The following is a 23,216-nucleotide window of genomic DNA, read 5'->3' on the forward strand; positions in this document are numbered from 1 at the left end:
CACGTATCTCTTAGGTAAGGAGGTGATCCAACCGCAGGTTCCCCTACGGTTACCTTGTTACGACTTCACCCCAGTCATGAATCACAAAGTGGTAAGCGCCCTCCCGAAGGTTAAGCTACCTACTTCTTTTGCAACCCACTCCCATGGTGTGACGGGCGGTGTGTACAAGGCCCGGGAACGTATTCACCGTAGCATTCTGATCTACGATTACTAGCGATTCCGACTTCATGGAGTCGAGTTGCAGACTCCAATCCGGACTACGACAGACTTTATGAGTTCCGCTTGCTCTCGCGAGGTCGCTTCTCTTTGTATCTGCCATTGTAGCACGTGTGTAGCCCTACTCGTAAGGGCCATGATGACTTGACGTCATCCCCACCTTCCTCCGGTTTATCACCGGCAGTCTCCTTTGAGTTCCCGCCATTATGCGCTGGCAACAAAGGATAAGGGTTGCGCTCGTTGCGGGACTTAACCCAACATTTCACAACACGAGCTGACGACAGCCATGCAGCACCTGTCTCAGAGTTCCCGAAGGCACTCCTCTATCTCTAAAGGATTCTCTGGATGTCAAGAGTAGGTAAGGTTCTTCGCGTTGCATCGAATTAAACCACATGCTCCACCGCTTGTGCGGGCCCCCGTCAATTCATTTGAGTTTTAACCTTGCGGCCGTACTCCCCAGGCGGTCGATTTAACGCGTTAGCTCCAGAAGCCACGGTTCAAGACCACAACCTCTAAATCGACATCGTTTACAGCGTGGACTACCAGGGTATCTAATCCTGTTTGCTCCCCACGCTTTCGCACCTGAGCGTCAGTCTTTGTCCAGGGGGCCGCCTTCGCCACCGGTATTCCTCCACATCTCTACGCATTTCACCGCTACACGTGGAATTCTACCCCCCTCTACAAGACTCTAGCCAACCAGTTTCAGATGCAATTCCCAAGTTAAGCTCGGGGCTTTCACATCTGACTTAATTGACCGCCTGCGTGCGCTTTACGCCCAGTAATTCCGATTAACGCTTGCACCCTCCGTATTACCGCGGCTGCTGGCACGGAGTTAGCCGGTGCTTCTTCTGCGGGTAACGTCAATTGCTAAGAGTATTAATCTTAACACCTTCCTCCCCGCTGAAAGTACTTTACAACCCTAAGGCCTTCTTCATACACGCGGCATGGCTGCATCAGGCTTGCGCCCATTGTGCAATATTCCCCACTGCTGCCTCCCGTAGGAGTCTGGGCCGTGTCTCAGTCCCAGTGTGGCTGATCATCCTCTCAGACCAGCTAGAGATCGTCGCCTAGGTGAGCCATTACCCCACCTACTAGCTAATCCCATATGGGTTCATCCGATAGCGCAAGGTCCGAAGAGCCCCTGCTTTGGTCCGTAGACGTCATGCGGTATTAGCCACCGTTTCCAGTAGTTATCCCCCTCTATCGGGCAGATCCCCATACATTACTCACCCGTCCGCCGCTCGTCAGCAAGAAAGCAAGCTTTCTCCTGTTACCGCTCGACTTGCATGTGTTAGGCCTGCCGCCAGCGTTCAATCTGAGCCATGATCAAACTCTTCAATTAAAAGTGTTTGATGCTCAAAGAAATCGAAAACTTAGCTATTCATAAATGAATTTACTTTTGTTGTTCACTCTTCAAGACTTGATACATCTAATATTTTAGAAGATATCGTCTCTGCGAGTGCCCACACAGATTGTCTGATAATTTGTTAAAGAGCAGTGCAACATTCGCTGCCGTTTCCGGTCTTCTGCGTTGTTGCGAGGAGGCGTATATTACGTTATTCCTCTGAAGAGTCAAGAGTTTTTTCAAACTTTTTTCTTTTCTCTCTGTTCTCTCAGCTAACTCACTTAGCGTGGTTCGCCGTGACAACGAGGACGCATTATAGGGAGTTTTCTGAGGCTGGCAATAGTTTTTTTAAGAAAAAAAATCGTTTGCTTAATTCCACAGCAAAACCCCCACTTATACGCATTTATCAACAACCTTATCCACAGAGCACCTTTTTATATAAAATTAGCATGTCAAACGCAAACGTTTGCGTTATTATAGCGGTCGATTAAGTAAGATTGATTTTGTGTCCATCTTCTGAAATGTTAGTTAAGCAAACACAATTTCACTGTATTAATGTGATTTAACTTCACCATTACTACCGTTATACCAACCCCAAGGGATAAAACTCATGCAACATCTTCGTCCTATCCGCCGTGCACTTTTAAGTGTGTCTGATAAAGCAGGTATTTTAGAATTTGCTAAAGCACTTGTTGAAAGAAAAATAGAACTCTTATCTACAGGTGGAACCGCACGTCTATTAGCAGAAGCTGGCTTACCGGTTATTGAAGTCTCCGACTACACAGGCTTTCCAGAAATGATGGATGGCAGAGTGAAAACACTGCATCCTAAAGTACATGGTGGGATCCTAGGTCGTCGTGGACAAGATGATGCAATTATGGAAGAACATGAAATTCGTCCTATCGATATGGTCGTCGTAAATCTTTATCCTTTTGCTAAAACAGTCGCTCGTCCAGATTGCTCATTAACAGATGCTGTGGAGAATATCGATATTGGTGGACCAACAATGGTTCGCTCCGCGGCAAAAAATCATAAAGACGTTACGATTGTAGTAAATAGTAATGACTATGAAAGAGTGATTGAAGAAATGGATAATCACGAAAATAGCCTTACTTTAGATACACGCTTTGATTTGGCGATTAAAGCCTTTGAACACACAGCTGCTTATGACGGAATGATTGCTAACTACTTCGGCAAGAAGGTTGCACCTTATTATGGTGATACTTCACAACCATCAGGTACTTTCCCTCGTACCTTAAATCTGAACTATATAAAGAAACAAGATATGCGTTATGGTGAGAATGCTCACCAGCAAGCAGCTTTCTATATAGAAGAGAATATAGAAGAAGCATCTATTGCCACTGCAAACCAATTACAAGGCAAAGCACTTTCTTATAATAATATTGCTGATACTGATGCAGCATTAGAATGTGTGAAATCATTTTCCGAGCCTGCATGTGTTATTGTGAAACATGCAAACCCTTGCGGTGTTGCAATTGCGAACACGCTCGCACAAGCATATGACAATGCATTTAAAACTGATCCAACTTCTGCATTTGGTGGCATTATCGCATTCAATCGGCCATTAGATGCAAAAACAGCAAGTGCAATCATCGAACGTCAGTTTGTTGAAGTAATCATTGCCCCTTCTATTAATGGAGATGCATTACCAATTTTAGAAACTAAACCAAATGTTCGTGTATTAGCTTGTGGTCAATGGCAAGAAGCCAAACCAGCATTAGATTTCAAACGTGTTAATGGTGGGCTGTTAGTTCAAGATCGTGACTTAGGCATGGTAAAAGAAGAAAACTTAAGAGTGGTCACCCAACGTCAACCTAGTGAGCGTGAACTTAAAGATGCTCTCTTCTGCTGGAAAGTCGCCAAATTCGTAAAATCAAATGCCATTGTTTACGCTAAAAACGATATGACAATCGGTATTGGTGCAGGACAAATGAGCCGTGTGTACTCTGCAAAAATTGCAGGTATTAAAGCTGCTGATGAAGGTTTAGAAGTTGCAGGCTGTGCAATGGCATCAGACGCATTCTTCCCATTTAGAGATGGTATTGATGCAGCAGCACTTGCCGGCGTGACTTGTGTTATTCAACCTGGCGGCTCAATTCGTGACGATGAAGTGATCGCAGCTGCAAATGAGCATAACATCGCAATGATTTTCACCAATATGCGTCACTTCCGTCATTAATAAGGTATTGGTATGAAGATTTTGATTATTGGTAATGGCGGTCGTGAACATGCTTTAGCCTGGAAAGCGGTTCAGTCGTCGCTTGCAACGCAGGTTTTTGTTGCGCCAGGTAATGCAGGCACTGCATTAGAAAGTGGTGTTGAGAATGTCGCTATCAGTGCAACAGATATTCCTGCATTAGTCGCATTTGCTCTCGAAAATAAAATTGATTTGACTATCGTGGGCCCTGAAGCACCACTGGTTATTGGTGTTGTAGATGCATTTAAAGAAGCGGGATTGACCATCTTTGGCCCAACAAAAGGAGCCGCGCAGTTAGAAGGCTCTAAAGCCTTCACAAAAGATTTTTTAGCTCGTCATAAAATTCCAACTGCGGATTATCAAAATTTCACAGAAATAGCACCTGCACTTGAGTACCTTAATAAAGTAGGCGCGCCGATTGTTATCAAAGCAGATGGTTTAGCCGCAGGTAAAGGCGTTATTGTTGCTATGACACAAGCTGAGGCTGAAGCCGCAATTAAAGATATGCTGGCTGGCAATGTTTTTGGTGATGCAGGTCATCGTATTGTTATCGAAGAATTTCTTGATGGCGAAGAAGCTAGCTTTATTGTGATGGTTGATGGTGAACACGTTATTCCAATGGCAACAAGCCAAGATCATAAGCGTGTTGGTGATGGAGATACTGGACCTAATACAGGGGGAATGGGAGCATATTCACCAGCACCTGTAGTTACACCAGAAATCCACCAGCAAGTAATGGAAAAAATCATTTATCCGACAGTAAAAGGAATGGCTTCTGAAGGCTATCGTTACCAAGGTTTCCTTTATGCAGGACTGATGATTGATAAACAAGGCATTGCTAAGGTTATTGAGTTTAACTGTCGTTTTGGTGATCCAGAAACTCAACCTATTATGATGCGTATGCAATCTGATTTAGTTGAGCTGTGTTTAGCTGGAGCAAAAGGTAACTTAAAAGATAAAGATTCCCTTTGGGATCCTCGTCCAGCTTTAGGGATTGTGATTGCAGCTGGCGGCTACCCTGAAGATTATCGTCAAGGTGATGTTATCAAAGGCTTAAAACCAACATCATCAACAACGGCAAAAGTATTTCAAGCAGGAACAACACTCAATGACAAAGGCGACGTTATCACTGCTGGCGGGCGAGTATTATGTGCGACCGCATTAGGTGATGATATCGAGCAGGCTCAACAAAATGCTTATGCCTTAGCGAAAGATATTCATTGGAATGGTAGTTTTTATCGCCATGATATCGGCTATCGAGCGATTGCGCGCTTAAAGAAATAAATTAACAACAGCAAAAGGGAGTGATCACAAGCTCTCTTTTGTTGGTTCCCATTTACAAAAATCGTGTTCTGCAACCATAAGTAGTTGCTTACCTTCTGGTGAATCAAGCCAAGCAACATAAGAAGGCTTACTTGAATTACGTGTTCTTGTTTTTAACCAACGTTGTTCTGGACCTTCAAATGAAACACTCACCTTCTCACCAGCACATGTTGTCATCGTATTTTGATACCAAATACCCTGTACTAAATTTACTTTCCCAATAGTAAGCGCTTCACTAATTTCACGCACTTTACTTGCAGCAAATACCATTCTTAAACGCTCATCTTCTGTCAATGCTCGTTTTTGCTTCTGGCTTTCTTGTTGCATGAAAATAACTTCACCTCGTTTATTTAAACGAAGATGCCAAGAGGAGGGATCATTTGGATTGATAACTTCAGAGCGGACTTGCCAAAGCTTATTTTGACGATACTCATAGAATGTGATGACAGTTTCTGGCTTTTTATAAAAGCTATAAACACTCATGATCACTTGAGGCTCTGACACTTTATTATTTAAACGCCATAGCCGGACAACACCTTCATCTGCAATATAACCTGTTGCAGAAAATTCAGGTAGTTGCACAGTAGAGGAGCAGGCGCTGAGCAAAAAAGCAGACCCTATTGCTAACAGCCCCTGTCGTTTCAACAAAAGGGGAGTAAATCCCCCTCTATTGTTCATTCCGTTCAAAGGAATTATTTTACTGCGTCTTTCAGTGCTTTACCGGCAGTAAATGCAGGAACGTTAGCTGCTGCAATTTTAATTTCTTTACCAGTTTGAGGGTTACGACCAGTACGCTCTGCACGGTGATTCACTTTGAATGTACCGAAACCAACTAACTGTACAGAATCGCCTTCTTTCAGAGCACCTGTTACTGAATCGATAAACGCTTCAATAGCAGCTTTTGCTTGAGTTTTTGTCAGATCCGCTTTTTCAGCAACTGATTCGGTTAATTCAGCTTTGTTCATAAAATAGTCCTTAAAGTATGTTTTATCGTTTGAAAAACATCTGGTGAAAAAACTTAACTTATCTTTTTAAGAGGATAAATTAAGTAAAACACCTGAGCCACTTCTTTTCGTACCCAATGTAGAACATACACAGGGGTGATGTGAAGTCTTTAAACGTCGCTTTTCAAGCACTAAATCACGTTTTTCTGATTTAGTGCGTTAATTCTATACCGATATTGCTCATTCCAGCTTCACGAAGGTCTGCACGTAGACCCTTGATCAGTTCGATATCTCTTTCTTCACATTCTACAAGTAGACGGTAAATTTCCCATTGGATATCGAACTCTTCAATAACAGCAGGTAGAGATCTAAGCTCTTCTTCGCTCATTTCTCTTTCTGCTTGTGTCATTTCAAGTGAAGCAACTGTCCCTACTGATAATTTGCTCACTTCAATAGCGTGACTTAATGATTCACCGCTTAAACGAGAGTGAACAATTTCACTAAGTGCAACACAAGCGTCAATCGCAGGATAGACACCATAAATCTCGAACTGAGATGCATCAGGAATAGCTTCTTCTAATTTCTCTAATTGAGAATCAAAATTAACCTTTGCATCTTTCACCGTTAAAGTTTCCCAAACCAGATCGAGAATACGGCGATAAAGCATTGGATCGGTAAATCCTGTTTCACGACAAAATACCTGATAATTTGGGTACATTCTCTCACACAGGCACGCCATAAACGTCAGATGTTGCCAAGCTTCCAGCTTTTCTAAACGTAAATGGATTGGGTTCTTCAACATTCGTGATTACTCATTTTCTTAACTTAGGCGCAGTTTACCTGAAAATTAAAAATATCCACATATTTCCCGGTCATTTAGAGCTTATTCTTATTCAACTGCTCAAATAATCGCCTATTTGAAGCAATACCATCAGCCCAACGTGTAGGTTCTGGCAATCGATATCCTTTCATACACAACTCAACCCACTGCAAAGCGCCATTCATACTCACTTTATGACCCGGAGAAATATACAGGGGTTTACATTTTTTCTTACTGCGATAAATCCACCCTATTTGCTCATTTTTATCCATTAACGGCTCATGACTTCCCATCTCTTCATTGACGTCTTTATCAATGCCACATAAACGACTTTTTGCCACGCCAATAGTAGGCGTATCCACTAATAAACCAAAATGACTTGCGACACCAAGCCTTCTAGGATGAGCAATACCTTGTCCATCGACAAAAATAAGTGAAGGCTTTTGTTTGATTAGTTGCCAAGCAGTCAGTAATGCAGGGCACTCTCTAAACGAAAGTAAACCAGGAATATAAGGGAGGGTTGTAGGTATTCGCGCAATTTGATATTCAAGAATTTCAAAAGAAGGGTAATGCATTATCACAATGGCGGCGCGAGTAACTGCGCCACCTTCTTCAAAACCAACATCAGCACCTGCTATGTAAGTTGGTGCTGTAAATTGGTCCGTTAAAATAATCTGTTGAGCTTTTTCTGTCTGCTCCTGACGCAATTGCTGGGTATTAATCATTATCCTGATGATAAGGCTTCGATAAACGGTGAACCGCATCAATAAATGCACCAGCATGTTCTGGTGGAACATCTTGATGAATACCGTGCCCAAGATTAAAGACATGACCGTTACCTTTACCAAACCCAGCAAGAATAGTTTCGACTTCTTGCTCTATTCGGGCAGGCGGTGCATACAGCATAGAAGGATCCATGTTGCCTTGTAACGCAACTTTATCCCCTACTCGACGACGTGCATCTTCAATATCAATCGTCCAATCTAGCCCTAATGCATCACAACCTGTTGCTGCCATTGCTTCTAACCAACGACCGCCACCTTTAGTAAATAAGGTTACAGGAACTTTTCTTCCATCGTATTCGCGAATAAGACCATCAACAATCTTATGCATGTAGTGTAATGAGAAAAGTTGGTAATCACGCCCTGTTAGCACACCACCCCATGTATCAAAGATCATAATGGATTGTGCACCCGCTTTAATTTGAGCATTCAAATAAAGGATAACGCTATCTGCGAGTTTATCCAGTAATAGATGTAGTGCTTGAGGCTCTGAATACATCATTTTTTTAATTTTTGTGAAGGCCTTACTACTTCCACCTTCAACCATATAGGTTGCCAGCGTCCAAGGGCTTCCCGAAAAACCAATTAATGGCACACTACCTTGCAATGCATGACGAATGGCACGTACTGCATTCATCACATATCCCAGTTCATCTTCAGGATCAGGAATAGGTAGCTTTTTAATATCATCAAGACTATTTATTGGTGATTTAAAACGAGGGCCTTCACCTGTTTCAAAGTAAAGACCCAATCCCATTGCATCTGGAATAGTTAAAATATCAGAAAATAAAATAGCAGCATCTAAAGGAAAGCGTCTTAAAGGCTGTAATGTCACTTCACAAGCCAATTCGGTGTTCTTGCACAATGAGATGAAATCCCCCGCCTGTGCCCGTGTTTCCTTATATTCAGGAAGATATCTGCCTGCCTGACGCATCATCCAAACTGGGGTGACATCAACAGATTGGCGCAACAGCGCACGTAAATAGCGGTCGTTTTTCAACTCACTCATGACTAACTCCATTAACAGTAATAGGGCCGCAAAAATAGCAGGCATTGTAACATGCTGGAAAAATAACTGTTGGCAGACAGCGCCTTTATTTAGTTCTTTTCTTTATCTTGTCTAATATTGGCTATCGTATCTTCTATCAAGCGTCGAGCAATAGTATCTGGCGGTGGGATCTGCGGTAATTGATCGTAACGATACCAAGCTGCACTCGTTAATTCAGAAGGATCGTGGCGTAGTTCACCACCATCATAGTCAGCTAAAAAGCCCATCATTAAGGAGTGAGGGAATGGCCAAGGCTGAGAGGATACATAGCGAATATTACGAATACGAATATTACTCTCTTCAAACACTTCACGGGCTACGGCTTCTTCTAAGGTTTCACCCACCTCAACAAAACCAGCAAGTACAGTATAAAGAGGTGAATGTTTATGCCTAACATGATGTGCTAATAAGATTTTATCTTCATGACGAATCCCCACAATAATACAAGGGGCAATTTGCGGATAATAGCGTTCATGGCAGTTATCGCATAAACATGCCCATTCACTCTCGCTATGGCGCATTTTAGAACCACAGTAACCACAAAAACGGTGAGAACGATAAAACTCAGCCAGTTGAACGCCACGACCAACTAACTTAAATAAGTTTTCATCTTGTGAAGCAATAAGCCTTGGTGAACACATGTCGTTATCCATTTTTCCATGAATAAGCCAAACAGTTTCACCTTGCCATTCACCAACAATTTTGGCGTGCTGACCAATGAGATCCCAATCTTTAGCTAAGCCAAACGGAAGTTCGCCTTTAGGTAACCATACTCGGCCACCAAGACTGACTGTCCACCAGCCCTTTTCTGACCCTGATAATGTATATAAATGCATAACGACCATTCTATCCAAAATAATGATATAGAGTAGAGGATACTCTTTTTAGCAAGAACCACTCAATGAATTATGACTATCTTCTATAATTCATTAAAATCCTTAAATATAAATATAAATTTCATTAATAATAAGAAGCGTTATAATGACAGATAAAGCAAAAAACAAAATTGCTATTTTTGATCTAGATGAAACACTTTTAGCAGGAGATTCTAGTCGCTTATGGACAAACTATTTGTGGGATAAAAATATAGTTACAGATCCTCATTTTTTAAACTAGATGAACAAATGTTCGCAGACTATTACGCTGAAAAACCAGATATAAACCAATATCTTTTTCAACATCTAACATATTTTAAAAATTATAATATAGATTAGATAAATCATTGGGTTAATGACTTCACTGAAATAAGAATTCAGCCTCTACCTTACCCACAAGGAATATCAATAATTACACAATATCGACAGCAAAACATTCCCGTTATAATTATTTTAGCAACAGTGTCCTTTCTAGTTCATGCTATTGCAAAGCAACTCAATGCGGACGTTTCAATGGGTATTGATATGCAAATTAAGGACAATCATTACACTGGATTTATTGAAGGGATTCCTACATTTAGAGAAGGAAAAGTTGAGCATTTAAATCAATAGAAAGGAGCCAATAACATTAATAATGTTTATATTTATTTCTATACTGATTCATCTAATGATCTCCCATTATGTTACCAAGCAGGCCATGTTATCGCGGTTAATGCAGATAAAAAATTAACTCTAGTTTCAGATGAAAAAGCGTGGGAACAACAACATTGGGATTTAAATAAATAACCCATGTCGGACTTGTAGTTTTTAAAATCTTTCATATACTGGACGTCTTCTTGTCGGAGTGCCTAGTGTTTATAAGGCTATTATAAACACAGGCTGAGACCGTTAATTCGGGATCCGCGGAACCTGATCGGGTTAATACCCGCGAAGGGAACAAGAGTGATTCGACCTTTTGATAGCTTCATTGCGTATATTTTTTACACACTTATATACACCTATCTGTCGATACTCCCTGCGACCTCCAGACAAGCATTTTTCTCAATATTCACCCGACAGGCAATTAGCCTGCATGATATTTATTAGGAAATGCTATGTCCCAAAATCAAACTATATCCGTTAAAGATATTTCAGCAACAAGCAACAAACATCGCCCACGAAAAGAGCAGCGTGATGCAGCTCAAGAGTTTATCAGCACTATTCAAGGTGTCAGTTTCCCAAATTCAAACCGTATTTACCTCGAAGGATCACGTACTGATATTCAAGTACCAATGCGTGAGATCCAACTTGATAAAACACTAGTAGGAGGATCAAAAGATTCCCCTATTTTTGAAGATAATGAACCTGTACCTGTGTATGACACATCAGGCCCTTATGGCGATCCTGATTCTCAACTTGACGTTAATCTTGGATTAAAAAAAATACGCCAACCATGGATTGATGAGCGCAATGATACTGAAGCACTTTCTCTTTTAAGTTCGGATTTCACCCAACAGCGCCTTGCCGACGCTGGATTAGAACATCTGCGTTTTCCTTTAAAGCCAAGCCCTAAAAAAGCGTTAAATGGAAAGAGTGTGACGCAATTGCATTATGCTCGCCAAGGTATTATTACACCTGAAATGGAGTTTATCGCTATTCGTGAGAATATGGGCCGAGAGAGAATTCGTAGCGAAGTTTTACGTCAACAGCATGCAGGATTCAGCTTTGGTGCACATCTTCCTGACAATATTACCCCTGAATTTGTACGCCAAGAAGTTGCTGCAGGCCGAGCTATCATTCCTGCCAATATCAATCACCCTGAATCAGAACCGATGATTATTGGGCGTAATTTCTTAGTGAAAGTGAATGCCAATATCGGAAACTCTTCTGTAACCTCCTCCATTGAAGAAGAAGTTGAAAAACTGATTTGGTCTACACGCTGGGGAGCAGATACCGTAATGGATCTCTCAACAGGCCGTTATATTCATGAAACGCGTGAGTGGATCATTCGTAACAGCCCCGTTCCTATCGGTACAGTTCCAATTTATCAAGCGCTTGAGAAAGTTAACGGTATTGCTGAAGATCTCACTTGGGAAATGTTCCGAGATACCTTGCTTGAACAAGCCGAGCAAGGCGTTGATTACTTTACTATTCATGCAGGCGTATTGTTACGTTATGTACCAATGACGGCAAAACGCCTAACGGGTATTGTGTCTCGTGGCGGTTCGATAATGGCTAAATGGTGTTTATCACATCATAAAGAAAATTTCCTCTACGAACATTTCCGTGAAATCTGTGAAATTTGCACAGCTTATGATGTTTCCCTTTCTCTAGGCGATGGATTGAGACCGGGTTCAATTCAAGATGCAAATGATGAAGCACAATTTTCTGAATTACATACCTTAGGTGAACTGACAAAAATTGCATGGGAATATGACGTTCAAGTCATGATAGAAGGCCCTGGTCATGTTCCAATGCAGATGATCCGTCGCAATATGACAGAAGAATTAGAGCATTGTCATGAAGCACCATTTTATACATTAGGTCCTCTTACTACAGACATTGCACCAGGTTACGATCACTTCACATCAGGTATTGGTGCAGCAATGATTGGCTGGTTTGGTTGTGCAATGCTCTGTTATGTTACCCCTAAAGAGCATCTAGGTTTACCTAACAAAGAAGATGTAAAACAAGGGCTTATTACTTATAAAATTGCTGCTCATGCCGCCGACTTAGCCAAAGGACATCCAGGAGCTCAAATTCGTGATAATGCAATGTCAAAAGCTCGCTTTGAGTTTAGATGGGAAGATCAATTTAATTTAGCTCTTGATCCTGAAACCGCACGCCAATATCACGATGAAACCTTGCCCCAAGCATCAGGAAAAGTCGCTCATTTCTGCTCAATGTGTGGCCCTAAATTCTGCTCAATGAAAATAACACAAGAAGTACGCGATTATGCGGCTGGCATGGAGCAAATGTCTCAAGCTTTTAAAGAGCATGGAAGTGAGTTATACCACAGTGCAGAAATCGCCAGTGTTGAGGTGACTGAAAATGAACAGATCCTCTAACCCCCCCTTTGCATCAACAGAAAAAAAACTTGGGCTTTACCCTGTTGTTGATTCTGTTGAATGGATCGAACGCCTGTTAAAAACAGGCGTTACCACCCTGCAATTACGCATAAAAGATAAACAACCAAACGATGTTGAACAAGAGATCGTTGAAGCAATAAAACTAGGTAAACAGTATCACGCAAGACTGTTTATTAATGACTATTGGCAACTGGCTATTAAACATCACGCCTACGGTGTTCATCTTGGCCAAGAAGATCTCGATATTGCGGATCTTGATGCCATAAAAAAAGCAGGGTTACGCCTTGGTATTTCTACTCATGATGAAACGGAATTACAAAGAGCGAAAGCATTGCGTCCATCTTACATCGCATTAGGACATATCTTTCCAACGACAACTAAAGATATGCCATCCAAACCCCAAGGTTTGGATGCGCTGAAACATCAAGTAGAGCAGACACCTAATTTTCCAACTGTTGCTATTGGTGGGATCTCGCTAGAGAGAGTACCTGATGTTGTTGCAACTGGTGTCGGTAGTGTTGCCTTAGTCAGTGCAATAACAAAAGCGCCAGATTGGCAACAAGTAACACGTAAATTATTAGAATTAGTGGAGGGAAAACCATCATGCTAAATGATAATGATTTTATGCGTTATAGCCGACAAGTGATGTTAGAAGATATTGGCTTAGAGGGTCAAAATAAACTTCAACAAGCAAGAGTACTGATTGTTGGACTTGGTGGATTAGGCTCTCCTGCATCACTTTATCTTGCTGGTGCAGGTATTGGGGAGCTTATTTTAGTTGATGATGATGAGTTGCATGTTTCTAATCTACAACGTCAAATTCTTTATCGAACTCAAGATATTCCTAATGCAAAATCAGAGGTTGCAAGGCAGTCTCTGCTCGCATTAAATCCAGAGATAAAAATTACCTCTTATAAACAACGTATTGATGATGACTCATTATCTAAATTAGTTAAAGAGGCTGATTTAGTCTTAGATTGCACAGATAACATGCTCACACGCCAAGCGATTAATCGTGCTTGTGTTGCGCAGCAAACTCCGCTTATCAGTGGCAGTGCCGTAGGGTTTAGTGGCCAACTTATGGTGTTTGAACCTCCTTTTACGCATGGCTGCTATCACTGCCTCTATCCAGATCAAACCGAACCACAACGCAATTGTAGAACAGCCGGAATTTTAGGTCCTGTTGTGGGTGTGATTGGTACACTTCAGGCACTTGAGGCAATTAAATTGCTCTCTGGCTTACCTTGTACTCTAAGTGGAAAACTTCGCCTTTTCGATGGTAGAAAACAAAATTGGAGTACTTTGCGTTTAGCACCATCAAAAACATGTCCTGTTTGTCGGGGGGTAGTATGAACATTACCGTAAATGACGAACAATATTCTCTGGATATGCCTGTCACTATTTGTCAGCTCCTTATTCAGCTAGAGCAACCACCAATTGGTATTGCACTTGCCATCAATGAAACCATTGTTCCCCGTGACAACTGGGAAACACATTTTATTAATGATGGCGATACTATTCTTCTCTTCCAAGCAATTGCAGGGGGCTGATATGTTAAAAATTGCTGATACAACATTCACATCGAGACTTTTTACAGGCACAGGGAAATTTGCAACACCAACGTTAATGACGGAAGCCATTAAGGCTTCGGGTAGCCAATTAGTTACAATGGCAATGAAGCGAGTGGATTTAAAAAATGGTAATGATGATTTAATCGCACCACTTAAATCATTAGGGGTAAAATTACTACCTAATACATCCGGTGCAAAAACAGCACAAGAAGCTGTTTTTGCGGCTCGTTTAGCCAAAGAAGCTTTTGGCACTCATTGGGTAAAATTAGAAATTCATCCTGATACCAAATATTTATTACCCGACCCTATTGAAACACTTAAAGCCGCTGAAATCCTCGTTAAAGAAGGTTTTGTTGTTTTACCTTATTGTAGTGCTGATCCTGTTTTGTGTCGTCGCTTAGAAGAAGTTGGTTGTGCAGCCGTAATGCCTTTAGGTTCTCCTATTGGTTCAAATCAAGGTTTACAGACTCGTGATTTTCTACGGATTATTATTGAACAAGCCTCAATACCTGTTGTTGTTGATGCAGGGATTGGTGCACCAAGCCACGCACTTGAAGCTTTAGAGTTAGGTGCAGATGCAGTCTTAGTGAATACCGCAATTGCTGTTGCTAAAAATCCTGTTTTAATGGCACAAGCATTTAAAGTAGCGCTTGATGCAGGCGAGCTTGCTCGACAATCAGGACTTGCCATCCCCGCTTCAATTGTGAATATGCAAGCACAAGCCTCTAGCCCATTAACCCAATACTTAGGGGCGTTCTAATGGAAACATTTTCGGATTATTGGCAACAACTCGACTGGGATGACATTACATTAAAACTCAATAGTAAAACCAATACGGATGTTGAAGCCGCATTAAATCGCCATACACTTACACTTGATGATTTTATGGCGTTAATTTCGCCTGCAGGTCGGCATTACTTAGAGCCTATGGCTCAACGCGCTCAAAAACTTACTCGACAACGTTTTGGTAATATTGTGGGATTATATGTTCCACTCTATCTTTCTAATTTATGTGCAAATGACTGTACTTATTGTGGCTTTTCAATGAGTAATGCCATTAAACGCAAAACATTAGATGAAAGTGAGATCATTGCCGAATGTAATAGCATCAGACAATTAGGCTTTGATAGCCTGTTATTAGTAACTGGAGAACATCAAAGAAAAGTGGGTATGGATTATTTTCGCCAATATATCCCTCTTATTCGAGAGAATTTCAGTTCATTAATGATGGAGGTTCAACCTCTTGCAACAGAAGAGTATGCAGAATTAAAAACACTGGGTATTGATGGTGTCATGGTTTATCAAGAAACCTATCATGAACCAACTTATCAGCTTCATCATCTAAAAGGTAAAAAACAAGATTTTCATTGGCGACTACAAACACCTGATAGATTAGGGCAAGCAGGGATTGATAAAATTGGTTTAGGTGCATTGATTGGTCTTTCAAGTCAATGGCGTAGCGATTGTTATATGGTGGCAGAACATCTTTCGTTCTTACAAAAGCGCTATTGGAAAAGTCGTTACTCTATCTCTTTTCCTCGTTTACGTCCTTGTGCTGGTGGACTTAGCCCTGCTTCAGTAATGAGTGAAGCGGAGTTAGTTCAGTTGATCTGTGCTTTTCGCATTTTAGCACCTGATGTTGAACTTTCACTTTCAACGCGTGAATCTCCATATTTTCGCGATAACACAGTACCGTTAGCAATTAATAATATTAGTGCAGGATCTAAAACTCAGCCCGGTGGATATTCTGATAGCCATGAAGAATTAGAGCAATTTTCGCCTAATGATAATCGTCATGTAAATGATGTTATTAACGTATTAAAAGAGCGAGGATTACAACCAGTATGGAAAGATTGGGATAATTATTTGGGTCGTTAATTAAAATTCAAATAATATAAAACCGCCTTTAATTTATTTAATTAAAAATCATAAAGGCGGTTTTTATTAAATGATTTAATAAAAGTAACATGTAATAAATTTAAAATGATTAAAAAAAATAAAATAGTATAAACAATATATTAGAATACTTTTAATTTAACATTATATAAAACAGATAGTTTAATTATTATACTGTTAATTCTTCAATTTCTTGAATAGTTAAACCGGATATTTTTTCGATAAATAAAAGATCAAAATTCTCTTTTAATAAGTTTTGAGCTAATTCCATTTGTACTATTTTTTTACCGATTTCAATGCCTTCTGTTTTGCCTAACTCAACGCCTTTAACTTTTCCTATTTCAATGCCTTTAGCTTTTCCAATCTCAATACCTACATTCTTACCTAATTCAATACCTACATTTTTGCCCAGTTCGATCCCCTCCTTTTTGCCTATTTCAAACCCTTCGCTTACACCTAAATTAAATCCTTTATTTTCTAATCTCCAAGCTATATTCATAATCACCTCTTTGTGGTTATCTACTTGTTCAACTATCTTATTTAAAATGAACTCAAAGTCTGATGCGTCCATAATTGAGAATAAATATTCTACAACAGCAATCGTGTCTTCATCTCTGCAGTTTTTCTGATTTATTGCTTTTGATAGAAGTATTGCAATCTCATTAATATCATGACAACTATTAACATGCTTCATCGCAATTTCCATTACCGCCGCTTTTTTATGTGTCAGTAAAATATCATCATCAATTGAGGTCAAATCAATTAAAGAGAAACTATTAGAATAAAGTTTATTAGCAAGTGAATTAAGCGGAAAGCATGACATCCAATTAACAGGAAAAGGATAAGGTTTTTTCTCTCCATGATAAAACAGAATGGGAACAACGAGAGGTAAAGATTTATAACCTTGCTGTAAATGTTGATTCATAGTGTAAAACGCATAATTCATCATACGCCAAGCTATCATTTTATCTGGCTTAGATTGATGTTCTATCAGTAAATAAATAGAGATATCACCCTCTTTGGTTTTCACTAAATATAAAATATCAGACATACGAGAACGTAAGTTAATATCGATAAAAGCAGAATTTTGTAATTGTAACGTTGAAAAATCACAATGGCTTTTTAAGTCCTCAGGTAAATGGACAAAGAAAAAGTCTTTCGCATTACTCACATTCATCATAAAACGTTTAAATGCAGAATCATAAGAAGATATGGATATAGATTTTTTCATAACTAGCTCCATGCTGAATTTGGATTGCTAGCTTACAGAAAAAAATAAATTTTTATCACTAAAAAATAATCATAATCATCTGAAAAATATAAGTTATTTATTGATCTTAACTGAATAAGTAATAGAGAAATAAAAAATACCTTCAATAAATATCAAAGGTATTTTTTAAGATTATAAATTTTCTTTTTAATTATTTATCAACAACAATATTTTTATTAACCACTTCATATTCATCATTACCCACCATCCTCGCAAATTTCTCAATGGGATCTGTGCTCAAAGCATAAAGTCGTTTTAGAGCGAAAGGTGGATCACCTAAACGAACTTTTCCTTGCTGAGTCGTCACCGCCAATGTCATACCCGACGTTTTGACGGCATTGATTGCTCTTTGATTATATCCACCGAAAGGATATGCAAAGGCATATTGATGTGGATTTAATAACCGCAATACACGTTGTGAACGTTGCAAATCCAATATAATTGTGTGGGATTGGCGACTAAAGATAATAGGTTTTTTATTATTATCTAAACGATGTAAAAAATGGGAGTGTGATTGAATATCAAAAACATCACGACTCGATTTAAGTGACTGCCAACTCATAAATTGCAATGAATTAGGTGTCCACTTAGCTGTTTCAGATTTTATTCGTGAAGAGATAACAAATAATGTTGCTCGTTGGCCATTTTCTTTTAAAAGAGGATAAGCATAGCGATAAACAGACTGCAAACCATCATCAAATGTTAATGCAACAGCTCGACCCGGTAAATTGACACTTTTATTTAAATAGCCTGCAACTTGATTTAGTGAAAGTGTTTCATATCCCGCATCTTTTAAATAATTCATCTGCTCTGTAAATGCAGTTAATGATGTTGTCGTTGATGTATGGCGAAAATTGTGGTTTTCCGTTTCTTTGAGAATATGATGATAGGTGAGTACGGGTATCCCTAAATCAGGCTTTACATTTCTTGATGAAATATAACCTAAGCGGCCGCCTAAAGAAATTTCAAACCAATTGATTTTATTTCCATCAGCGTCTTCTTTTATTGTGCGTGATAACACAGGGTAACGTAAGTTGGATAAAAGTATTGCTATTTGTGAGCTAGCAATATCTTTATCACTATAGATGGGGGTATTTTTTGTCGTAATTAAATATTCGTAGATAGGATAATCTATTTTCTTCGTGCTATCTGATAAGAAACGTGTTTTCTTTTCGGGTTTAATAGAAGCAATATCTTCAAAATAGCCATCTTCTAAATAACCTGCTTCAAGATAACCTTGAGCATTTCCAAATTGTATTCTGTAGTAATCGCCCTCCACTACTGATGCATAAAAACCTTGGTTAGGGCAAAGCTCTGCAACAGGTCGTAATTTATCTCCCACAAATGCATATAGTGTTTTTTGTTGGCGCAGTTGCATCAATGTTGTAATGGGCGTTTTTAAATCCCATTGAGCTTCTGTTGGAATACCTCGTTCATAAGGTGCTGCGGAAACAAATTCAGTAAAAATAAAGCATAGAATAATCAAACTATTAGTTATTATTCTCATCATTTCGCCTACTTATGTAGAACAGAAACAAAAAATGCCCTCACAATGGAGGGCATTTCAATCTAATTTAAATTAGATTTTAGTCTTTTAATCCACCGAAACCAGCATTCAGTAATTCAGCTAAGTTAGCAGATGCTTCATCAGCACTGATTGTTGTTTCAGTTTCATCTGTCGGCAGTTGTGATTGACGACGCTTCATACGATCTTGGTGATACGCATATCCAGTACCAGCTGGGATCAAGCGACCAACAATAACGTTTTCTTTCAAGCCACGTAACTCATCACGTTTACCTGCTACTGCAGCTTCCGTCAGAACACGAGTTGTTTCTTGGAACGATGCAGCAGAGATGAAGGATTCAGTTGCCAGAGATGCTTTCGTGATACCTAACAGGTCACGAGCATACGTTGCTGGTACTTTGCCATCATCTTCCAGAACACGGTTTGATACTTTAACGCGGGCGTATTCAACCTGTTCACCTTCGAGGAACTCAGAGCTTCCTGCGTTCTCAATGGTAACTTTACGTAGCATCTGACGAACGATAACTTCGATATGTTTATCGTTAATCTTAACGCCTTGTAAACGGTAAACTTCCTGTACTTCGTTAGTGATATAGCGAGTAACCGCATGAACACCACGTAAGCGCAGAATGTCGTGTGGTGATTCTGGACCATCGGAGATAACATCACCGCGTTCCACAACCTCACCCTCGAATACGTTAAGCTGACGCCATTTAGGGATCATCTCTTCGTATGCATCGCTACCGTCTAATGGAGAAATAACTAGACGACGTTTACCTTTAGTCTCTTTACCGAACGAAACAATACCGCTGATTTCAGCAAGGATTGCAGGCTCTTTCGGACGACGAGCTTCAAATAGGTCAGCAACGCGTGGCAGACCACCGGTGATATCTTTAGTACCGCCAGATTCTTGTGGAATACGCGCTAAAGTGTCACCTGCGTTAATTGTAATGCCATCGTCTAACTGAACAATTGCTTTACCTGGCAGGAAGTACTGTGCTGGCATATCAGTATTCGGGATTAATACGTCATTACCTTGTGCATCAGTGATGCGCAATGCTGGACGTAAATCTTTACCGCTACCTGTACGCTCTGCTGAATCCAGAACAACCAGTGAAGAAAGACCTGTTAATTCATCTGTTTGACGTGTGATAGTTTGACCATCAACCATGTCAGCAAAACGGATGATACCAGATACTTCACTCACAACTGGCATTGTATGTGGATCCCAGTTAGCAACAGTTTCGCCACCATTAACTGCTTCGCCATCACCTTTCGCTAATTGAGCACCGTAAGGTACTTTATAGCTTTCTTTCGTACGACCGAATTCGTCAATTAAACGTAATTCAGTGTTACGAGAAGTGATAACTAATTTACCAGCAGTATTAGTAATGAACTTCGCATTGAACAGCTTCAAAGTACCTTTGTTACGTACTTGAATGCTAGATTCTGCTGCCGCACGAGATGCCGCACCACCGATATGGAACGTACGCATCGTTAACTGTGTACCTGGTTCACCGATTGACTGTGCCGCGATAACACCGATAGCTTCACCTTTGTTGATGATATGACCACGAGCAAGGTCACGACCATAACATTTCGCACACACACCAAAGTCTGTATTACAGGTTACAACTGAACGTACTTTCACGCTGTCAACGGAGTTTTCTTCTAACAGATCACACAGTTTTTCGTTTAACAGAGTATTACGTGGAACAAGAATATCTGCAGTGCCTGGTTTCAGAATATCTTCTGCAGCCACCCGACCTAATACACGTTCACGCAGTGGTTCTTTAACATCACCACCTTCGATAACCGGAGTCATCATAACACCTTCGGTTGTACCACAGTCGTCTTCTGTTACGACTAAGTCTTGTGCAACGTCAACTAAACGACGAGTCAAGTAACCGGAGTTTGCTGTTTTCAGTGCGGTATCCGCAAGACCTTTACGAGCACCGTGGGTTGAGATGAAGTACTGGAGTACGTTCAGACCTTCACGGAAGTTCGCTGTGATTGGTGTCTCGATGATTGAGCCATCTGGCTTAGCCATCAGACCACGCATACCTGCTAACTGACGGATCTGAGCTGCAGAACCACGAGCACCGGAGTCAGCCATCATAAAGATGCTGTTGAAAGATACTTGTTGTTCTTCTTCACCATTACGGTTAATAACGGTTTCAGTAGACAGGTTTTCCATCATCGCTTTTGCTACGCGCTCATTCGCCGCAGCCCAAATATCGATAACTTTGTTGTAACGTTCGCCCGCTGTTACCAGACCGGATTGGAACTGTTCCTGAATTTCTGCAACTTCAGCTTCTGCTTCTGCAATGATCTCTGCTTTTTTAGCAGGGATAACCATGTCATCGATACCTACTGAAGCACCTGAACGTGCTGCGTAAGCAAAACCGGTATACATGATTTGGTCAGCAAAAATAACTGTTGGCTTCAAGCCTAATACGCGATAACAGGTATTAAGCATTTTAGAAATTGCTTTCTTACCTAATGGTTGGTTAACCAGCGCGTAAGGTAGACCTTTTGGTACGATCATCCATAAAATAGCTCGACCGATAGTTGTGTCTTTTAAGCTAGTTTCAGTGGTGATGTTACCTTCGCCATCTTTGATCTCTTCAGTGATACGTACTTTAACGCGTGCGTGTAAAGAGGCTAAGCCTGCGCGATAAACGCGTTCAGCTTCTTTAGGGCCACTTAACACCATGCCTTCACCTTTGGCATTGATGCAGTCACGAGTCATGTAGTAAAGACCTAATACAACGTCCTGTGAAGGAACGATGATTGGGTCACCACTTGCTGGAGACAGAATATTGTTTGTTGACATCATCAGTGCACGAGCTTCTAACTGTGCTTCTAATGTCAATGGTACGTGAACCGCCATTTGGTCACCATCGAAGTCGGCGTTATATGCCGCACAAACGAGTGGGTGTAACTGAATAGCTTTACCTTCGATAAGGATTGGTTCAAATGCCTGAATACCTAAACGGTGAAGTGTTGGTGCACGGTTTAGCATCACTGGGTGTTCGCGGATAACTTCATCTAAGATATCCCAAACAACCGCTTCTTCACGCTCAACCATTTTTTTAGCGGCTTTAATTGTTGTCGCTAAACCACGAGTTTCCAGTTTTCCGTAAATAAATGGTTTGAATAACTCAAGAGCCATTTTCTTCGGCAGGCCACACTGATGCAGACGCAGGTATGGACCAACAGTGATTACAGAACGACCAGAATAGTCAACACGTTTACCTAACAGGTTTTGACGGAAACGACCTTGTTTACCTTTGATCATATCAGCCAAAGATTTCAGAGGACGTTTGTTTGAACCCGTAATCGCACGACCACGACGACCGTTGTCTAATAACGCATCCACAGACTCTTGTAACATACGTTTTTCGTTACGTACGATAATGTCTGGTGCTGCTAAATCAAGCAGGCGTTTTAAACGGTTGTTACGGTTGATCACACGACGATATAAATCGTTCAGGTCTGAAGTCGCAAAACGACCGCCATCAAGTGGAACCAGTGGACGTAAGTCTGGTGGTAACACAGGCAGTACAGTTAAGATCATCCATTCAGGTTTATTGCCTGATTGCATGAATGCTTCAAGTAACTTGATACGTTTAGTCAGTTTCTTACGTTTAGTTTCAGAGTTAGTTTCATTTAACTCTTCACGCAGCGTTTCACACTCTTGTTCCAGATCCATGCTCTGTAGCAGGTTCTGAACAGCTTCTGCACCCATCTTCGCATCGAATTCGTCACCAAACTCTTCTAATGCATCAAGATATTGCTCTTCTGTTAAGATTTGTCCGCGCTCAAGGCTAGTCATCCCGCCTTCAACAACAACGTAAGATTCAAAATACAGTACACGTTCAATATCGCGCAGTGGCATATCCAGCAGCAGACCGATACGGGACGGCAGTGATTTCAAGAACCAAATGTGAGCAACTGGAGAAGCTAATTCGATGTGACCCATACGTTCACGACGAACTTTAGTTTGTGTAACTTCAACGCCACACTTCTCACAGATAACACCACGGTGTTTTAAACGTTTGTATTTACCACACAAACATTCGTAATCTTTTACTGGTCCGAAAATACGGGCACAGAAAAGACCGTCACGTTCTGGTTTGAACGTACGGTAGTTAATTGTTTCTGGCTTTTTAACTTCACCAAATGACCATGAACGGATCATATCAGGTGATGCCAGAGCAATTTTGATCGCATCAAACTCTTCGGTCTTGGTTTGCGCTTTCAGAAACTTTAATAAGTCTTTCACGAAATGGCTCCTGTCGGAGTTAGACCT

At 40.6% G+C, this 23,216-nt stretch carries 19 protein-coding genes, 1 rRNA gene and 1 riboswitch; of the genes, 10 read left to right on the plus strand and 10 right to left on the minus strand.

What is annotated here, in order from left to right; translation table 11 throughout:
- Window positions 1–15: 15 nt before the first annotated feature.
- Window positions 16–1,558, minus strand: a 16S ribosomal RNA gene (locus tag GWJ01_RS03370).
- 613 nt (window positions 1,559–2,171) lie between these two features.
- On the opposite strand from GWJ01_RS03370, the gene purH reads away from it, so the two are divergent.
- The gene (gene purH, locus GWJ01_RS03375; RefSeq protein WP_109402937.1) at window positions 2,172–3,761 is read left to right on the plus strand and encodes a bifunctional phosphoribosylaminoimidazolecarboxamide formyltransferase/IMP cyclohydrolase; all 1,590 of its coding nucleotides are present in this window, start codon (window positions 2,172–2,174) and stop codon (window positions 3,759–3,761) included.
- Between the two features lie 12 nt (window positions 3,762–3,773).
- The gene (gene purD, locus GWJ01_RS03380; RefSeq protein ID WP_109402938.1) at window positions 3,774–5,063 is read left to right on the plus strand and encodes a phosphoribosylamine--glycine ligase; all 1,290 of its coding nucleotides are present in this window, start codon (window positions 3,774–3,776) and stop codon (window positions 5,061–5,063) included.
- Window positions 5,064–5,087: 24 nt separating this feature from the next.
- On the opposite strand, the gene GWJ01_RS03385 is transcribed toward purD, so the two are convergent.
- The 6 genes from GWJ01_RS03385 to nudC all read right to left on the minus strand — a co-directional run bounded on the left by GWJ01_RS03385 (window position 5,088) and on the right by nudC (window position 9,532).
- Window positions 5,088–5,750 carry a DUF1481 domain-containing protein gene (locus GWJ01_RS03385; protein WP_227003219.1) on the minus strand — a complete coding sequence of 221 codons (663 nt, stop codon included), beginning with the start codon at window positions 5,748–5,750 and terminating at the stop codon, window positions 5,088–5,090.
- Between the two features lie 44 nt (window positions 5,751–5,794).
- A complete protein-coding gene (locus GWJ01_RS03390; RefSeq protein WP_004246922.1) occupies window positions 5,795–6,067 on the minus strand; it encodes an HU family DNA-binding protein in 273 nt (90 codons plus the stop codon).
- A 190-nt stretch (window positions 6,068–6,257) separates the two neighbouring features.
- Window positions 6,258–6,848, minus strand: coding sequence for a YjaG family protein (locus GWJ01_RS03395; RefSeq protein ID WP_075673760.1), 591 nt, complete (start codon window positions 6,846–6,848; stop codon window positions 6,258–6,260).
- 74 nt (window positions 6,849–6,922) lie between these two features.
- A complete protein-coding gene (nfi, locus tag GWJ01_RS03400) occupies window positions 6,923–7,591 on the minus strand; it encodes a deoxyribonuclease V (RefSeq protein ID WP_109402939.1) in 669 nt (222 codons plus the stop codon).
- Window positions 7,584–8,657, minus strand: a complete 1,074-nt coding sequence (hemE, locus tag GWJ01_RS03405; protein WP_109402940.1) for a uroporphyrinogen decarboxylase — start codon at window positions 8,655–8,657, stop codon at window positions 7,584–7,586. Before hemE ends, nfi begins: the two co-directional genes overlap by 8 nt.
- An 89-nt stretch (window positions 8,658–8,746) precedes the next feature.
- Window positions 8,747–9,532 carry an NAD(+) diphosphatase gene (gene nudC, locus GWJ01_RS03410; protein WP_098944038.1) on the minus strand — a complete coding sequence of 262 codons (786 nt, stop codon included), beginning with the start codon at window positions 9,530–9,532 and terminating at the stop codon, window positions 8,747–8,749.
- Window positions 9,533–9,677: 145 nt separating this feature from the next.
- On the opposite strand from nudC, the gene GWJ01_RS18910 reads away from it, so the two are divergent.
- The 8 genes from GWJ01_RS18910 (at window position 9,678) to thiH (ending at window position 16,088) form a co-directional block, all read left to right on the plus strand.
- Window positions 9,678–9,812, plus strand: coding sequence for a hypothetical protein (locus GWJ01_RS18910; protein WP_261247119.1), 135 nt, complete (start codon window positions 9,678–9,680; stop codon window positions 9,810–9,812).
- A gap of 170 nt (window positions 9,813–9,982) precedes the next feature.
- A complete protein-coding gene (locus GWJ01_RS18765) occupies window positions 9,983–10,183 on the plus strand; it encodes a haloacid dehalogenase-like hydrolase (protein WP_234566563.1) in 201 nt (66 codons plus the stop codon).
- 218 nt (window positions 10,184–10,401) lie between these two features.
- Window positions 10,402–10,524: riboswitch (TPP riboswitch) on the plus strand.
- 141 nt (window positions 10,525–10,665) lie between these two features.
- Entirely contained in the window at window positions 10,666–12,618 is a 1,953-nt protein-coding gene (thiC, locus tag GWJ01_RS03420) for a phosphomethylpyrimidine synthase ThiC (RefSeq protein WP_109402941.1), read from the plus strand.
- Complete coding sequence (thiE, locus tag GWJ01_RS03425) at window positions 12,602–13,249, plus strand: thiamine phosphate synthase (RefSeq protein WP_109395537.1); 648 nt, start codon at window positions 12,602–12,604, stop codon at window positions 13,247–13,249. Before thiC ends, thiE begins: the two co-directional genes overlap by 17 nt.
- Window positions 13,243–13,992, plus strand: coding sequence for a HesA/MoeB/ThiF family protein (locus GWJ01_RS03430; protein WP_161710707.1), 750 nt, complete (start codon window positions 13,243–13,245; stop codon window positions 13,990–13,992). Before thiE ends, GWJ01_RS03430 begins: the two co-directional genes overlap by 7 nt.
- The gene (thiS, locus tag GWJ01_RS03435) at window positions 13,989–14,189 is read left to right on the plus strand and encodes a sulfur carrier protein ThiS (protein WP_109395539.1); all 201 of its coding nucleotides are present in this window, start codon (window positions 13,989–13,991) and stop codon (window positions 14,187–14,189) included. The genes GWJ01_RS03430 and thiS overlap by 4 nt, the downstream gene beginning before the upstream one ends.
- Before the next feature lies 1 nt (window position 14,190).
- Window positions 14,191–14,970, plus strand: a complete 780-nt coding sequence (locus GWJ01_RS03440) for a thiazole synthase (RefSeq protein WP_109395540.1) — start codon at window positions 14,191–14,193, stop codon at window positions 14,968–14,970.
- A complete protein-coding gene (gene thiH / locus GWJ01_RS03445; protein WP_109402943.1) occupies window positions 14,970–16,088 on the plus strand; it encodes a 2-iminoacetate synthase ThiH in 1,119 nt (372 codons plus the stop codon). The genes GWJ01_RS03440 and thiH overlap by 1 nt, the downstream gene beginning before the upstream one ends.
- A gap of 187 nt (window positions 16,089–16,275) precedes the next feature.
- Here thiH and GWJ01_RS03450 read toward each other — a convergent pair whose 3' ends face one another.
- From GWJ01_RS03450 to rpoC, 3 genes are all read right to left on the minus strand, one after another.
- Window positions 16,276–17,337, minus strand: a complete 1,062-nt coding sequence (locus GWJ01_RS03450; RefSeq protein ID WP_161710708.1) for an Rpn family recombination-promoting nuclease/putative transposase — start codon at window positions 17,335–17,337, stop codon at window positions 16,276–16,278.
- Between the two features lie 190 nt (window positions 17,338–17,527).
- Window positions 17,528–18,883 (minus strand): polysaccharide deacetylase family protein, encoded by a 1,356-nt coding sequence (locus tag GWJ01_RS03455; RefSeq protein ID WP_161710709.1) that lies wholly within the window; start codon window positions 18,881–18,883, stop codon window positions 17,528–17,530.
- A 79-nt stretch (window positions 18,884–18,962) separates the two neighbouring features.
- Window positions 18,963–23,189: a DNA-directed RNA polymerase subunit beta' gene (gene rpoC, locus GWJ01_RS03460; protein WP_109395544.1), complete on the minus strand. Its 4,227-nt coding sequence runs from the start codon at window positions 23,187–23,189 to the stop codon at window positions 18,963–18,965.
- Window positions 23,190–23,216: the final 27 nt, after the last annotated feature.

Origin of the sequence: Proteus sp. G2618 (genome assembly GCF_009915995.1) — a bacterium.
Classification (GTDB): domain Bacteria; phylum Pseudomonadota; class Gammaproteobacteria; order Enterobacterales; family Enterobacteriaceae; genus Proteus; species Proteus terrae.

Bases quoted from the DNA above. Each gene is read 5' to 3' on its own strand.
- purD (WP_109402938.1), top strand. From the start codon at position 3,774: ATGAAGATTTTGATTATTGGTAATGGCGGTCGTGAACATGCTTTAGCC.
- GWJ01_RS18910 (WP_261247119.1), top strand. From the start codon at position 9,678: ATGACAGATAAAGCAAAAAACAAAATTGCTATTTTTGATCTAGATGAA.
- purH (WP_109402937.1), top strand. From the start codon at position 2,172: ATGCAACATCTTCGTCCTATCCGCCGTGCACTTTTAAGTGTGTCTGAT.
- thiE (WP_109395537.1), top strand. From the start codon at position 12,602: ATGAACAGATCCTCTAACCCCCCCTTTGCATCAACAGAAAAAAAACTT.
- thiS (WP_109395539.1), top strand. From the start codon at position 13,989: ATGAACATTACCGTAAATGACGAACAATATTCTCTGGATATGCCTGTC.
- thiC (WP_109402941.1), top strand. From the start codon at position 10,666: ATGTCCCAAAATCAAACTATATCCGTTAAAGATATTTCAGCAACAAGC.
- GWJ01_RS03430 (WP_161710707.1), top strand. From the start codon at position 13,243: ATGCTAAATGATAATGATTTTATGCGTTATAGCCGACAAGTGATGTTA.
- nfi (WP_109402939.1), bottom strand. From the start codon at position 7,591: ATGATTAATACCCAGCAATTGCGTCAGGAGCAGACAGAAAAAGCTCAA.
- thiH (WP_109402943.1), top strand. From the start codon at position 14,970: ATGGAAACATTTTCGGATTATTGGCAACAACTCGACTGGGATGACATT.
- GWJ01_RS03395 (WP_075673760.1), bottom strand. From the start codon at position 6,848: ATGTTGAAGAACCCAATCCATTTACGTTTAGAAAAGCTGGAAGCTTGG.
- GWJ01_RS03390 (WP_004246922.1), bottom strand. From the start codon at position 6,067: ATGAACAAAGCTGAATTAACCGAATCAGTTGCTGAAAAAGCGGATCTG.
- GWJ01_RS03455 (WP_161710709.1), bottom strand. From the start codon at position 18,883: ATGAGAATAATAACTAATAGTTTGATTATTCTATGCTTTATTTTTACT.
- GWJ01_RS03450 (WP_161710708.1), bottom strand. From the start codon at position 17,337: ATGAAAAAATCTATATCCATATCTTCTTATGATTCTGCATTTAAACGT.
- GWJ01_RS03440 (WP_109395540.1), top strand. From the start codon at position 14,191: ATGTTAAAAATTGCTGATACAACATTCACATCGAGACTTTTTACAGGC.
- hemE (WP_109402940.1), bottom strand. From the start codon at position 8,657: ATGAGTGAGTTGAAAAACGACCGCTATTTACGTGCGCTGTTGCGCCAA.
- nudC (WP_098944038.1), bottom strand. From the start codon at position 9,532: ATGCATTTATATACATTATCAGGGTCAGAAAAGGGCTGGTGGACAGTC.